Annotated in this window: 12 protein-coding genes and 4 tRNA genes; 10 read left to right on the plus strand and 6 right to left on the minus strand. The window is 43.2% G+C overall.

Features of this window, described 5'->3' with window-relative positions; translation table 11 throughout:
• The first annotated feature begins 71 nt into the window (after nt 1–71).
• A complete protein-coding gene (locus WC958_03655; protein MFA5629332.1) occupies nt 72–632 on the plus strand; it encodes a hypothetical protein in 561 nt (186 codons plus the stop codon).
• Between the two features lie 5 nt (nt 633–637).
• On the opposite strand, the gene WC958_03660 is transcribed toward WC958_03655, so the two are convergent.
• Nucleotides 638–709, minus strand: a tRNA-Met gene (locus tag WC958_03660).
• A 449-nt stretch (nt 710–1,158) separates the two neighbouring features.
• Between WC958_03660 and WC958_03665 the strand changes: the two genes are divergently transcribed.
• From WC958_03665 to WC958_03675, 3 genes are read left to right on the plus strand one after another with little or no spacing between them, the layout of a single operon-like run.
• The gene (locus tag WC958_03665; GenBank protein MFA5629333.1) at nt 1,159–1,818 is read left to right on the plus strand and encodes a queuosine precursor transporter; all 660 of its coding nucleotides are present in this window, start codon (nt 1,159–1,161) and stop codon (nt 1,816–1,818) included.
• Between the two features lie 28 nt (nt 1,819–1,846).
• Nucleotides 1,847–2,620 (plus strand): MBL fold metallo-hydrolase, encoded by a 774-nt coding sequence (locus WC958_03670; GenBank protein MFA5629334.1) that lies wholly within the window; start codon nt 1,847–1,849, stop codon nt 2,618–2,620.
• 45 nt (nt 2,621–2,665) lie between these two features.
• The gene (locus WC958_03675; protein MFA5629335.1) at nt 2,666–3,268 is read left to right on the plus strand and encodes a nitroreductase family protein; all 603 of its coding nucleotides are present in this window, start codon (nt 2,666–2,668) and stop codon (nt 3,266–3,268) included.
• 715 nt (nt 3,269–3,983) lie between these two features.
• Here WC958_03675 and WC958_03680 read toward each other — a convergent pair.
• Entirely contained in the window at nt 3,984–7,499 is a 3,516-nt protein-coding gene (locus WC958_03680; protein ID MFA5629336.1) for a DNA polymerase III subunit alpha, read from the minus strand.
• A gap of 159 nt (nt 7,500–7,658) precedes the next feature.
• Here WC958_03680 and WC958_03685 point away from each other — a divergent pair, with 159 nt between their 5' ends.
• Nucleotides 7,659–8,375 (plus strand): TIGR01906 family membrane protein, encoded by a 717-nt coding sequence (locus WC958_03685; GenBank protein ID MFA5629337.1) that lies wholly within the window; start codon nt 7,659–7,661, stop codon nt 8,373–8,375.
• A 240-nt stretch (nt 8,376–8,615) separates the two neighbouring features.
• Here the strand turns inward: WC958_03685 and WC958_03690 are convergent, their stop codons facing one another.
• Together WC958_03690 and WC958_03695 are read right to left on the minus strand one after the other, a co-directional pair.
• The gene (locus WC958_03690; protein ID MFA5629338.1) at nt 8,616–9,026 is read right to left on the minus strand and encodes a hypothetical protein; all 411 of its coding nucleotides are present in this window, start codon (nt 9,024–9,026) and stop codon (nt 8,616–8,618) included.
• Between the two features lie 28 nt (nt 9,027–9,054).
• Nucleotides 9,055–9,285: an FmdB family zinc ribbon protein gene (locus WC958_03695; protein ID MFA5629339.1), complete on the minus strand. Its 231-nt coding sequence runs from the start codon at nt 9,283–9,285 to the stop codon at nt 9,055–9,057.
• 126 nt (nt 9,286–9,411) lie between these two features.
• On the opposite strand from WC958_03695, the gene nadE reads away from it, so the two are divergent.
• The 4 genes from nadE (at nt 9,412) to WC958_03715 (ending at nt 10,485) form a co-directional block, all read left to right on the plus strand.
• The gene (gene nadE, locus WC958_03700) at nt 9,412–10,137 is read left to right on the plus strand and encodes an NAD(+) synthase (GenBank protein MFA5629340.1); all 726 of its coding nucleotides are present in this window, start codon (nt 9,412–9,414) and stop codon (nt 10,135–10,137) included.
• 93 nt (nt 10,138–10,230) lie between these two features.
• Nucleotides 10,231–10,316, plus strand: a tRNA-Leu gene (locus WC958_03705).
• A gap of 7 nt (nt 10,317–10,323) precedes the next feature.
• A tRNA-Arg gene (locus tag WC958_03710) sits at nt 10,324–10,400 on the plus strand.
• A gap of 8 nt (nt 10,401–10,408) precedes the next feature.
• Nucleotides 10,409–10,485 (plus strand) — tRNA-Val (locus WC958_03715).
• Between the two features lie 78 nt (nt 10,486–10,563).
• On the opposite strand, the gene WC958_03720 is transcribed toward WC958_03715, so the two are convergent.
• The gene (locus WC958_03720) at nt 10,564–11,130 is read right to left on the minus strand and encodes a hypothetical protein (GenBank protein ID MFA5629341.1); all 567 of its coding nucleotides are present in this window, start codon (nt 11,128–11,130) and stop codon (nt 10,564–10,566) included.
• Nucleotides 11,131–11,772: 642 nt separating this feature from the next.
• Nucleotides 11,773–12,006: a hypothetical protein gene (locus WC958_03725; protein ID MFA5629342.1), complete on the minus strand. Its 234-nt coding sequence runs from the start codon at nt 12,004–12,006 to the stop codon at nt 11,773–11,775.
• 74 nt (nt 12,007–12,080) lie between these two features.
• On the opposite strand from WC958_03725, the gene WC958_03730 reads away from it, so the two are divergent.
• The gene (locus tag WC958_03730) at nt 12,081–13,517 is read left to right on the plus strand and encodes a FecR domain-containing protein (protein MFA5629343.1); all 1,437 of its coding nucleotides are present in this window, start codon (nt 12,081–12,083) and stop codon (nt 13,515–13,517) included.
• Nucleotides 13,518–13,674: the final 157 nt, after the last annotated feature.

The following is a 13,674-nucleotide window of genomic DNA, read 5'->3' on the forward strand; positions in this document are numbered from 1 at the left end:
TTTTCACCTCTTAATGTGGGAATGTTTTGGGTGTATAATAATCTCATAAGTAAATTGTAGGAGTTGTATAGATGGGTAAAATAAAAGAACGAACAAATGCTGAAAGAGAAAATGTTGTTAAACCTTTAAAGAAATGGTTAGAGTCACAGAATACAAAGTGGGAGACCTATATGCCGCCACATCCCACATCAAAGGGCTGGGATTTAGAGGCTAGTAGGCCAAATTGCGACTTGTTAATAGAAGCTAAATATATTCAACGGTCCTTTATTGCTTCATTTTCTTATTTGGTAACTTCTCCATTACCAGACCGTAAACAATATTTTGCAGTCAGAAAACCTAAAAAATGGTGTGCACACCATTGTTGGGCTATAGGATCATCAAATTATAAAACAAGAGAACTTTACCAGTTGATATTTGATTATCTAATACGTTGTCCAACTTTTTGGAGACATTATAAAGAAGATTTGGGTATGAAATATGTATACTTTGTGATAAATGGAAAGGTAGCCAAAGTCGATTTTGGTAAATTATTAGATTATTCTGAAACTTATAAAAAAAATACTGCTGAAAAGACAACGGAGGGAAAAAGAGCTATAGCTGAAGATCTAATGAAAAATGTTAAGTACACATAAAAAAGTAGCAGCGACTGGAATTGAACCAGTGACCAAGGGCTTATGAGTCCCCTGCTCTACCTCTGAGCTACGCTGCCACGCCAAAGACTTATTCTAATGTCTGAAATATTGTATTGATAAGACGATTTCTTGTCAACTATCGGCAAGGTTTACTTTTTCTCATACTCTTTACAATAAACCGCATGCGGACGCTCCCTGTTATGGCAGGCACTGCGCCAGTTCCATTTACAGTTACCGCAAAGAACAACGTTTATCCCGAGTGCTCTTTTTATATTAATGATTATCCGATTTTTTAAGGGAATTTGTTGCATTTTTTTACGAATTTACTATAAAACTGATTAAGAACAGTGCTATTATAACAATTCAAACAGAGAAACGTAAAGCTCCGATAAAACATTACCGAATCGTCCGTAAGTCCCGCTACGAATTACGAGCGCGCTTTCTTTTTGGTATAATACAGGTTATTGCAAATCGTATTGTTTTTACTTATATCACATAATCTGCTTACGAAAAAAGGTTTTTATAGATGAATACGTCGTATCGCTTCGTTATTATCAGCGCGGTTTTTGTAACCGCATTAATAACCGCCAATGTAATGTCGGTTAAAGTCATCGAACTTGGTTCTTTAATAATGCCGGCGGCGGTAATTATATTCCCGCTAAGTTACATATTCGGTGATATCTTAACCGAGGTTTACGGCTACCGCTGGGCACGCCGGGTTATCTGGCTCGGGTTCGGATGTAACCTGATATTTGTTCTTTTTACCTACCTGGGGCAGTTAATGCCGGCAGCTTCCTTTTGGACCGACCAGCAAGCATACGAAAGCATACTGGGCTATGTCCCCAGATTGTTACTGGCTTCCCTGTGTGGCTATCTGGTAGGGGAATTTATTAACTCTTTTATAATGGCAAAGATGAAAGTGGCAACAAAGGGACGCTGGCTTTGGGCACGCACCATCGGCTCAACAGTTTTCGGAGAAGGCTTGGATACAGCCATATTTGTTATAATCGCCTATATCGGAACGGCTTCCTTTGTTCCGATAATGATTCTTTATCACTGGCTGATAAAGGTCGGAATTGAAGTTCTGGCAACGCCTCTAACCTATAAAGCGGTCAACTATTTAAAAAGAACGGAAAACGTGGATGTTTTTGATGAAAACACCAATTTTAACCCTTTTAAATTTTAGATGAATTTCTGAGTAAGGCAATAAAGCTGTGAAAATAAAATTTTTGGGCGCACACAATACACAAACCAGAGATATCAGACCGGCCGGTTTGGTGATAGACGGGATATTAGCCTTGGATGCCGGCGGATTGGCATCCGGCCTTACGCTTGAAGAACAACTTGCCCTTAAAGCAGTGCTGATTACTCATCAGCATTACGACCACATTAAAGACTTGCCGCTTCTGGGAATGAACCATCTTCTAAACCGCAGTTCGTTTGATGTTTACTGCCTGCCCGAAACAGGCGATATTATTTCTCGCTATTTAATGGACGGCACCCTCTATTCCAGATTTTTGGAAAAAGGCCAAAGAGAAAAAGCGGTCATTGAACTCAACACGATTGAACCGGATAAAGTTAGGCAAATTGAAGGCTACTCTGTGACCCCGATAACGGTGCCTCACGGCGTTCCCGCTGTCGGATATCTGGTATCCGCCGCAAGCGGGCAATCATTTTTTTATACCGGTGACAGCGGTCCGGGGCTTGCCAATAAATTAAAGGATTATTCGTTTGATTTACTGATTACCGAAGTCACCGCTTCCGACGAGTATATTGAAACATGCCGCAAGAGAGGGCATCTTTGCCCATCGCTTCTTAGGGAAGAGCTTATAACATATACAAAGCTCAGAAGTTCTATTCCTAAAGTGATGACGGTCCATATGAATATTTTCCAAGAAGAACAAATCCGTAACGAACTAAAAAAAGTGTCCGAAGAGCTGGGGGTTTTAATTGAACCGGCTTGCGAAGATATGATTGCGGAAATTTAATCTTTACCGCATTGCCAAGACTTAAAAGATGGGGGGAGTAATTGAATGCATGTATTTGAGGCTGCCGTTAACAGGCGTTCGATAAGAATATTTAAAAATAATCCGATTGATTTTAATATTTTGGAAAGGTGCGTTGATGCGGCTCGGCTGGCTCCCTCAGCAATGAACAGCCAGCTTTGCGAATACGTAATAGTTGACGATGCGCAGACCCGCTCCGAGATATTGGATTCGATTGCTTACTGGGGAGGGGTTCCCAAACCTGCCGAGGGGTGGACTGCCGGGAAGAAGCCCTTGGCATATATCGTTGTGCTTATAAATTTGGATCGGGAAAAAGAATACGGCTGCGGCAGATCCAATGCTTTTATTGATATTGGGCTGGCGCTTGGTAATATGACTTTGGTTGCTTGGGAAGAGGGGATCGGCACTTGTGTTATGACCGGTATCGATAAAGAAAGAATCGGTAAAATTGTAAACGCCACCGATAGGTATGAAGCCGCGGTGTTGTTGTCACTGGGGTATCCGGATGAAGAAGTTGTCTTGGAAAAATCGGACGGTTCGATAAAACGCTGGGTTGACGAGGAAGGTGTGCGCCACGTGCCTAAGCGCAAGCTGGAGGATGTAATCCATCGAAACAGGATTGAATACTAACACAGCTCTCAACCGTCTTTGCGAGGAACGAGCCCTTGGGCGAATGACGTGGCAATCTCACTCTTGTCATCCTGCTTTTCCCCTTTTTGTCATCCTGAACGCAGTGAAGGATCTAAGAGGACGAGAAATACAGGCTATGAGGCGTCTTCGGCAAGCTCAGAATAACAAGTTATAAACGTCTTTGCGAGGAGCGAGCCGTCAGGCAAGTGACGTGGCAATCTCCAAGAAATTGATCTATATGAGATTCTTCGCTTCGCTCTGAAAGACAGAGGAGGATTGCTTCGCTGCGCTCGCAAAGACAATGGGTTAGCCGTTCGTGGTGAAGGATCTAAGAGGACGGGGAATATAAGCTGTTAGGTTGCCTCGGCAATAAAGAAGAGGCATCGTCCTACCGTAAAATTTGCAACCGAACGTTGCATTATCCGCTAACTCCCAGATTCTTCGACAAGCTCAGAATGACACTACTGTCTTTGCGAGGAACGAGCCGTTAGGCGAGTGACGTGGCAATCTCATACGGATTTAATTTTTTAGAGATTGCTTCGCCTTCCCTACGGGAATGGTCTCGCAAAAACAAGGTGGGTTGCTTCGCTGCGCTCGCAAAGACAATGGTTTAGCCGTTCGTGGTGAGCCTGTCGAACCATAACGGCGGTCGAATAGTAATCCTTATCTACTCCCGTTCGTTGGACCCTTCAACAAGCTCAGAATGACACTACTCTTAATCATCATCGGTGCTGATTCTTTCTTCACCTACCTTATCAGCCAATCGCGACATCAACTTAGACGATATCCCGATATGCATATGGGGCATTTTTACGGTAAACACTTTTGTGCCGTTATCAATAACGATAATGACGGAATCGTCGCCGGGGTAATCGTTTAAGATATCCATCACATCGCGTAATTGTTTTACATCGCCGGCCTCGTCCCCCGACTGCTTAAGCTTAACAGTCAGACGGCGTTTTTGACCGGATGCTTTTGTCGTTTCTTCAGTAGCTTTTGACGGCTCAAAAAAATCAGGTGCCACTACTTTTTTCGCCAATGTCTTGTCCTCCAGGTTATAAATACGTACGTGGTCGCATACCAGTTGAGGGCTATCACCCCTAACTTTAACTTTACCGTCCACTAAAAGAATGTTTCCTTCCAACCATAGGTCTCGGGTAGAAGCAAAAACGCGCGACCAAGCCATAACTTCCAGTTTGCCGTTCAAATCTTCAAGCACTACGCTGGCCGATACCTTCCCTTCTCTGCTCACAATATTACGAACGGAAGAAACCATGCCCGCCACTACCACCGTTTGCCCTTCCATTTCTTCGGTTACCTCTCCGCAAAGCATCGTATTTTCCACCATTGCTTTCTCAGCAAAGGGGCTAAACGGATGCTCGGAAAGATAAACCCCCAAGAGTTCTTTTTCCCAATCCAGTATTTCTTTACGCGAAACTTCTATTTTTTCCAATTCAAGTGTTGCCAAAGGAACATTAACGGTGTCGCCCCAAAGGTCAAACATAGTTGATTGTCCGCTGTCTTTCAATTGCTGTTCACGCTGAGCGGCCGACATTATAACCCCAATGTTACCTAAAAGGGTACCTCGTTCGCCGAACGAATCCATTGCTCCGGCTTTAATAAGGCTTTCCATAACCCTTTTATTAATTCCGCAAATATCTACCCGGCGGCACATATCTTCAATGGTTTTGTAATCGCCGTTGGCTCTTCTCTCTTCGATAATCGGTTTAACGGCGTTTACACCTACATTTTTAATGGCTTCCAAGCCGAAACGGATGGCCTGTGTTCCGTCCTCTGTGCTTTCAATCGTAAAATCCACCTCGGAACGATTGATATCGGGCGGTAATACTTTAATCCCCATCCGATGGCATTCGTCTATCGCAACGCCGATTTTTTCGGCTTGCCCGTCCGCCGCAATTAAAAGAGCGGTGAGGTATTCTATCGAAAAGTGGGCTTTAAGGTATGCCGTTTGATAGGCAATCAAGGCATAGTTTACGGCGTGTGCCTTGTTAAAGGCATAGCCGGCAAACGGTTCAATTAAGGCATAGACTTTTTCGGCAATCTCGGCGGTATAGCCGTTCTTCTCGGCGCCTTTAATGAAATTGGCTTTCTCTTTAACCATCACTTCGGCTTTTTTCTTACCCATTGCCTTGCGGAAGATATCCGCCTGCCCCAAGCTGTAGCCGCCGAAGGCGCGCACAATAAAAAGCACCTGTTCTTGATAAACAATAACGCCGTATGTTTCTTCCAAAAACTCTTTTAAAGCGGGGTGCGGATAGGTAATCGGCTCAATGCCGTATTTGGAACGAATAAATTTGGGAATTTGTTCCATCGGCCCCGGGCGATAAAGGGCAACCATGGCGGCAATATCGGAAAAAACTGTTGGTTTAAGCTCTTTGATATAACGCCGCATACCGCTGCCTTCCAATTGGAACACCCCCACGGTTTCCCCTGCCGCCAAAAGCTCAAATGTTTTGGCATCGTCCATCGGGATATTATAGCGGTCGATATCTATCCCGCGGTTTTCTTTAATAATTTGTTGCGTTCTGCCCAATGTCGTCAGGTTCGAAAGCCCCAAGAAATCCATTTTAAGCAATCCGATTCTGGCAATATCGTCCATCGGATATTGGGTCATTACCAACCCCGAATCCGTATCACGGCTGATTCTTTGCAGCGGGATATGATTTGTAAGCGGATCTTTGGAAATTACAACACCGGCAGCGTGGGTGCTGGAATGACGCGCCACGCCTTCAACACCTTTAGCGTAATCAACCAAGTTTTTGACAGCGGGTTCGGTTTCGTAAATTGTTTTGAATTCCCCGTTTTCTTCCAGCGCTTTATTGATTGTCATCCCAACCGCAAAGGGCACCATTTTGGCAACGCGGTCAACCTCACCGTACGCCATGCCCAAAGCACGTCCGGCATCACGAATGGCAGCTTTGGCTCCCAACGTACCGAAGGTTATAATTTGTGCAACGTGGTCTTGTCCGTATTTATGCGATACATAGTTAATGACCTCTTCGCGGCGCTTGTCTTCAAAATCCATATCGATATCGGGCATTTCACGCCGTTCGAGATTCAAAAACCTTTCAAAAACAAGCTTATGCGGAATAGGGTCAATATCGTTAATCCTTAAACACCTCAGCACTATACTGGATGCGGCACTGCCCCTAACATTTACCAAAATACCGTTTTCACGAGTAAACTTAACAATATCCCAAACTACCAAAAAGTAGCGCGCAAATTGAGTCTTTTCGATAACATCCAGCTCATAGCGCAGCCTTTCTTCAATCTCAGGTGTCGGGTTGGGATAAAAGTTCGGCATTTCTTGGTGACAGAGGTGTTCCAAATATTGGAACGGAGACATCCCGTCGGGGATTTCCACTTCCGGTAAATGCAAACGACCGAATTCCAATTCCAAATTGCACATATCGGCGATTTTAGCGGTGTTTTCAATCGCCTCCGGCAAATCTTGGAACATCTCGGACATTTCTTGGTGGCTTTTTAAATAAAAACCGTCATCGGCCATTTTCTTTCTTTTTTCATCTAAAACGGAAGTATTGGTGCCGATGCAAGTTAATAAATCTTGAAATTTGGCTTCTTCTTTTAAAATATAATGCACATCGTTGGTGGCAACCAGCGGAATATCAAGCTCTTTCCCGATTTTGATTAGTTCCTGATTGACCGGCTCCAACTCGGGAATAGGGTGACGTTGGAGTTCCAAATAGAAATTGCCGTCTCCGAATGTTTTTTTATACCACAACGCCGCTTCTTTGGCGTCTTCAATCCGCCCGTCTAAAATCAGGCGCGGTATTTCACCGGCAAGGCAAGCCGATAGTGCAATCAGCCCTTCATGGTGTTCTTCAAGGATTTCTTTATCCATCCTCGGACGATAATAGAACCCGTCCATGTTGGCTTTGGTAATCAGTTGTATCAGGTTTTGATAACCGGTATTGTTTTTGGCAAGCAGTACCAAGTGGTAACTCTGTTTATCGGCCGGTGTGCGGCTTTGGCGGCTGCCCGAAGCAACATACGCCTCACAGCCGATAATCGGCTTAATGCCGGCATCTTTTGCTGCTTTATAAAACTGAATCGCCCCGTGCATAACCCCGTGATCGGTAATTGCCAGAGAGTCCATTCCCAACTCTTTGGCACGATTAACAAGTTCGGGGATTTTGCACATTGCATCCAGTAAACTGTATTCGCTATGAACGTGAAGATGGGTAAACAACAAAGGGTCCTTTCACAGTAATAATCTTAATAATTATAGCATATCAGAGGCTTCAGAGACCCCCCAGCGCTTGAACAATAGGCCGCTTTTAACAGCCGCTTTCAGCCGAAATCTTGCAAAATTAACCCTATTCTGCCATTTAGTAGTACAATCTAACCGATGAACAAGTTGTTTTTAAAATATATTCAAATCCTTGCCCGCTGGCTTTTTATACTTTGTATCCCCGTTTTTTTAATATCCGGCTTTATCGCCGTTGCGGTTAACAGCCAGTGGCTCTATGAACACAGCTTTAATACCTACGGCGTTGAAGAAACGACCGGAATTGAAACTGTCGAGTTGGAAAAAGCGGCAGCGCAGATAATCGATTACTTTAACTCGTCGAATGAATATCTGGCAATTACCGTTATTAAAGATGATACCGATTTTGTGCTTTTTAACGATAAGGAAATCGAGCATATGAAAGACGTAAAGGGTTTGATTCGGTTGGATTACCGCGTTTTAACATTTACCGGCCTTTTTATGCTTCTGTTTATCCTTTTTTATTTTTATAAGGATAGAAACAGCGCATCCCGTATGACGGCATCGGCGGTTTTTGGCGGGGCAAGTATTACTTTTGGGCTGATTTTAATATTGGGGATAATGGCTGTTAGCGATTTTAACACCTTTTTTACCGCCTTTCATTTAATCAGTTTTACCAATGATTTCTGGCTGCTGGACCCAAATAAAGATTACCTGATAATGATGTTTCCGGGCGGCTTCTGGTTTGATGCTGTCATCTATATTGCCGCTTCAATCGCCGTAAGCGCAGTTATTCTCGGAATTGGCTCTTGGTACTATCTAAGAAAAACCAAAGCCGACAAAGCTCACAGCGATTAAACACGGACAAGTTCGACAGGCCTGAAAATAACACTAATATTTCAGATTGGCCTTGGTTTTATTCCACAAGTACGCATATCTCTTTTGCGGCCCCATAAAAAGCCAGCGAATTTGGAATAATGTTGAGTTTATAAAATCTTTCACGGTTTTCTCCTTATTTGATGTTTCTATCAAATATAACGGGGTTTAGCCGCAAAAGTTAGGGGAAAGATTCTTGTAAACGTAATTTTTAGGCAAAACTTATTCGATAACCAAAATAAGCCTGTACTTATCTTGCGGTATCGGTTTGCCGAGTTCCGGATACGGGGTAACTTTAAAAGAATACAAGCGGTTTTTATAGGTTAGTTTAGCGTAATCATTGCCGGCACCGGGGTAGATAAAATTAATCAGGCTGACTTTACCGCCCTGCGTGATCCTTACCGAACACTTAACCTCACCGGCCCAGACACATGTTGCACCCGTCGGGCAACGACTGTCGGCGGTAACTTTATCAAAGGTGATTTTAAGGTTTTCTTCGCTAACGGAAACGGTTTGGCCGGGGCGCAGCAATATCTCTTCTTTAAGGCGAACACTGTTATCGCACCCCGCCAAAAAAGAAGATAAAACGATAACCCCCAAAACCGCTAAAGCAAATGATGACTTCTTGTTCACAGATTCACACTTTTTTATAAAAATAAATCTACTTGCCGCAAGATCCGCAATCGGTAGAAGTGCAGGCAGAACAGCTTCTACCGCCTACCGTAGAACCGCTGCCGCTCGAATCCTTCGTATAGCATGCAAATTGCGAAAGAACTTTTGAAGAAGGAGTTTGGCATTGAGGACAATTCGCATCTGCATTAGCTTGATCAACTGAACGCAAAAGCTCAAATTTTGATTTACATAAAGGGCAAAAGTATTCGTATATCGGCATTATGTTCCCTCTTTAAAATTCTAATCCGTATTTTCTCCAAAGTCAAAAGCCTCGGTCTGTTTTTTGACCGTATCTTCCTTTGGATATATACTGTGTCTTATCACAAACAGAACAGGTGCCAAAACTATGGACACACAACAAACGGCTGATAAGCTAACAAGCTGGATAAAAGAAAAAGTAACCGACGCCGGCTTGCGCGGAGTGGTATTCGGAATGAGCGGCGGGATTGATTCGTCCGTAGTTGCCGCCTTATCTAAGAGGGCCTTCCCGGACACCGCTTTGGGGCTTGTCATGCCTTGCCACAGTATTGAACAAGATGCCTTGGATGCAATGGCAATGTCCGATAAATTTGCGATTAAAACCACAAAAGTGGCACTGGACAGCATCTATGACAGCCTTGTACAAATACTGTCAGCCGGTTTAGAGGCACCGCTTTCAAAGTTAACGCAGTCCAATATTAAATCGAGGCTGCGGATGATAACGTTGTACTCTTTTGCCAACCAGCTCGGTTATATCGTCGTCGGCACCAGCAATAAAAGCGAACTTTCCACCGGCTACTTTACCAAATACGGCGACAGCGGGATTGATATATTACCGCTCGGTAATTTGGTTAAGACTCAGGTCAGGGAGCTTGCGGAATATTTAGGAGTTCCCGAGAGGATTATCACAAAACCGCCCTCGGCAGGGTTCTGGCAGGGGCAAACCGATGAAACCGATATGGGATTAACGTACCAGGAAATTGATGAATACTTGGTTAGCGGAGCCGGTTCTGATGCAGTTAGAGAAAAGATAGAGGAAATGTTTGCCATCAGCGCCCATAAACGCAAAACCCCGCCCATCCCCGATTTTTAATTAATAATACTTAATATACCGATGCAATCTGCCAAAGCCCAATCCGTCGTTGACACTGAATCGTATCACCAGTATAATTTACTGGTGTTTCAAGCCGAAGTGGCGGAATGGCAGACGCGCTACGTTCAGAGCGTAGTGTCCGTACGGGCATGAGAGTTCAAATCTCTCCTTCGGCACCATTATCGTGCGCTTGTAGCTCAACTGGATAGAGCGCAGCCCTGCGGAGGCTGAGGTCGTGGGTTCAAATCCCACCAAGCGCGCCATTTATCACGGGCGGTTAGCTCAGTTGGTTAGAGCACCTGCTTTACACGCAGGGGGTCATAGGTTCGAGTCCTATACCGCCCACCATAAAGCTAATAAAAAAGCTTATGCCATAATTGACATAAGCTTTTTTATTAAATGGCGCTAATCAAGTTATTGCGATAGTTATTCTTTTATATCGGTGAGTATTGATATAAATTCGTCTTTATCTAGTCTAATTAAGTTACCCATAGTTTTCATCTGTAGCAAATCGTAATACCTTAGCCTATGCAGATAGCCATATAATCTATCCACTTTTCCCCTTGTAGACGTATCATAAATGACTATTCCTATTGCACCATTAACACTAGCATTTATGATGCTTCCTAAAATGTGTTTCGAGCTATTACAACTTCGATTTTTACCCCCTAATTCAATCTCGATAGCTAGATAACACCTTGAAAAGTCATTCCAACATTCATCAAACGCTTCATCATCCCAGGATATTTCTTTCACTATTCGCTTTGTTAGGGGATGATTTTTCATAACATTAGTATTGTCAAACGGAGTATCCATTTCCACCATGCCATTGAAAGGTCCTACAGCTATATCGAGTCTAGGTCCATATGTTTGTTTATGATTGCTTGAATGAGTATCGTATTTCAACGAATCCCACTCCTTTTTCACGTTGTCTTCTCCAAAAATCCTAGAGAGTTTGTTAAATATTAAGTTTTGATACTCACTTGTATTCATTGTAGTCACCTCTTGTAATTATACTACAGTTTAGTCATTCTAGTTTGATATAAAAAATAATTCATCAAATTTATTTGGGTATTTAAATTAATATTAAAAAATAATGGATAAATTATTGATAGATATAAAGGATTGGGATATAATCTGATAAGTATTTACTATAGAGTGAAAAATATGGATAAATTTTATAAAATACCATTGGGATTAATTGGCTTATGGTTAGCAATATTGGGAATACATGGGTTATACATACATTTTAATTGGGTAAGTTTAATATTTAGTGGCATGCACGCCGATATGTTATTTGGAGCAATTGATCTGCCAATTAATCTGTTATCTAGTCAAGTTGACTGGATGACAAATTCCTCTCTTCAGTCATGGTTTTTACCTGGAATAATATGTGCTGCAGGGATATTCTTAGTATATAAGTTCTTGTTGAACAAATAAGAATTACTAAACCGATTATATTCAATTATGATATATTTTAATGTCTCCTTCCAACTTTCATTGATAGAATTCCTTAGTATAAGATTCCACTTCCGGTTCTACAATCTTTCCCGTACTATCTATAGCCACTATTTGTAGTCCAACGTCTAGAAGACTAGTGTATCCAAAACTTCTTCTAGGACCACTATTGGTTAGTTAGAGTTTTACGCTAAGCGTGCCCCCTTTCCATCCACCACCGTCTAAAGTAATAAACCAACGATTACAAGAAGCAGATTGCCCCGATAGGATGTCCGTATCGTATATTGAAAGAAACTTTGTATAGTTGTTTGATATCCAAGTTTTATATGTTACAAACGGCTGAATCATTTCACCGACCAACGAGGCAATTTTTAATAAAATGCCGATAATAACCCGAAAAGTTGTTGACAAATACCTCTTAGCGGGATTATAACTAAATAAATTACCAACAGATGTATTCTATTTAACAGAGTCGGGGGATTGAAATGAAAAAATCTCTGTTTCATGATAGACTACTACTTCGCTGTCTTCTATCTACTGTTGCAATTCTACTAATTGCGCTACCCGTCAATATACTGCAACCGCAGCATGTTTCCGCAGCGGGAGGAACCTTTCCGGCGGCGCCTTTTAACGGTATGCAGATTACCTATGATATCTCCGGGGCTACCGTTACGGATACGGCGGACGTAGAGGGTTTCACAACTTCCAGAACCTTGCAGGGGAAACTGGGAACCGGGCAATTAACCGTATCGGGTTCAGCAAAAATGGGGAACGGCTACTATGCCGATATTACCGCTACCGTATCGTGCGATGGAAAAACAGACCAATTTGCTGCCAATATCCCGAGCGGATTCCCCGATTTCAATGAAGAATCTTTTAATATTTCGGTTCCAATTCCCAAAGGCGCAACCAGCGGCAGCTTTTCGATAAATATGGTCGGCCATTATAACGCCGGTACCCGCGGACTGGTTGTTAAAGGAACCTTCACTTCCGATACCGCTACCGGCATTACCACCTCGGCACAGGCAACCACTCAGATTCAAGAGGACCCGCCGCCGGGGCCGCTTGCAGGGAAACTCCCCACCCCCGAAGGGACAGAGAGCCATCGCGGATATATCGAAGAAATTATCGGGGGGCCGATTTACGTATCAGCGGATTCCCCGCTGCTTCCGCCGTCTCAGAGAACATGGGTTAAGTTTATGCCGGGAGATAAGAACATTTTACTGTTTGCAAATTGGACTGTCAGAACCCCTTCAGGTGCGGAAACAGTAATAAAATTTACAACCGGTGCCGTAAGCAGGCAAAAAGAAAGGAGCTGGTTCGATGTAGTGCCTAAAGTTCCGGTAACAACCCCTACTTTAGTGGTATGGGGCAGATTATTGGACGGCGTTGCCAATTTCTATTTTCCAAGGGGTAAAGCCGGGGCGGAGAAATACGAAATAGCTGTAAACCGCATCCATACCGGTATTAAAGGTACAAATTTTATTATCGAAGCAACGGAGCAGACGGAGGTGGTTAAAGTTATCGAGGGCACTGTTGAAGTGGTATTCGATAAAACCGGTGAGAGTAAAACATTGGGAGCCGGACAGCAAATATCGGCCACAGAAGCCGGACTCGGCAGTGTTTCCAGCTTCGATATAGAAGCGGAAAAAGCAAAGTGGGGCAGTTTTTACGCCGATCTTGAATCGGGCTCCTCTGCATGGGTCTGGATTATTATCGTAATTTTATTGCTGGCAGTCATTGCTTTATCCTTATTTATTTTCTTCGGCAGGAGAAACAGGGTGCCGGTTTGGCAGCAGAGCAGTCAATTCCCACAAACATATTATCAGCCTGTTTCGAGGTTCTGCGAAAATTGCGGCAGCCCGTTAGTGATAAACAGTAATTTCTGTGAAAATTGCGGACAAAGGAGATACCCGGGATAACAAGTATAAAATGCGGTAGTCCAAATTTAATCTGATACCCATTATATCAATATCGGGATTATTGGCCGGTGCGGGCTGTCGGCATTAGATGACGTCGTCCACCTTTTCAAAAACTTCCAACACAATTCCTTTACATTATCCTTTTTTACAGCATCTT

The organism is Dehalococcoidales bacterium, assembly GCA_041656115.1.
GTDB lineage: Bacteria > Chloroflexota > Dehalococcoidia > Dehalococcoidales > UBA5627 > UBA5627.

Bases quoted from the DNA above. Each gene is read 5' to 3' on its own strand.
- WC958_03655 (MFA5629332.1), top strand. From the start codon at position 72: ATGGGTAAAATAAAAGAACGAACAAATGCTGAAAGAGAAAATGTTGTT.
- WC958_03665 (MFA5629333.1), top strand. From the start codon at position 1,159: ATGAATACGTCGTATCGCTTCGTTATTATCAGCGCGGTTTTTGTAACC.
- WC958_03675 (MFA5629335.1), top strand. From the start codon at position 2,666: ATGCATGTATTTGAGGCTGCCGTTAACAGGCGTTCGATAAGAATATTT.
- WC958_03685 (MFA5629337.1), top strand. From the start codon at position 7,659: ATGAACAAGTTGTTTTTAAAATATATTCAAATCCTTGCCCGCTGGCTT.
- WC958_03695 (MFA5629339.1), bottom strand. From the start codon at position 9,285: ATGCCGATATACGAATACTTTTGCCCTTTATGTAAATCAAAATTTGAG.
- nadE (MFA5629340.1), top strand. From the start codon at position 9,412: ATGGACACACAACAAACGGCTGATAAGCTAACAAGCTGGATAAAAGAA.
- WC958_03720 (MFA5629341.1), bottom strand. From the start codon at position 11,130: ATGAATACAAGTGAGTATCAAAACTTAATATTTAACAAACTCTCTAGG.
- WC958_03730 (MFA5629343.1), top strand. From the start codon at position 12,081: ATGAAAAAATCTCTGTTTCATGATAGACTACTACTTCGCTGTCTTCTA.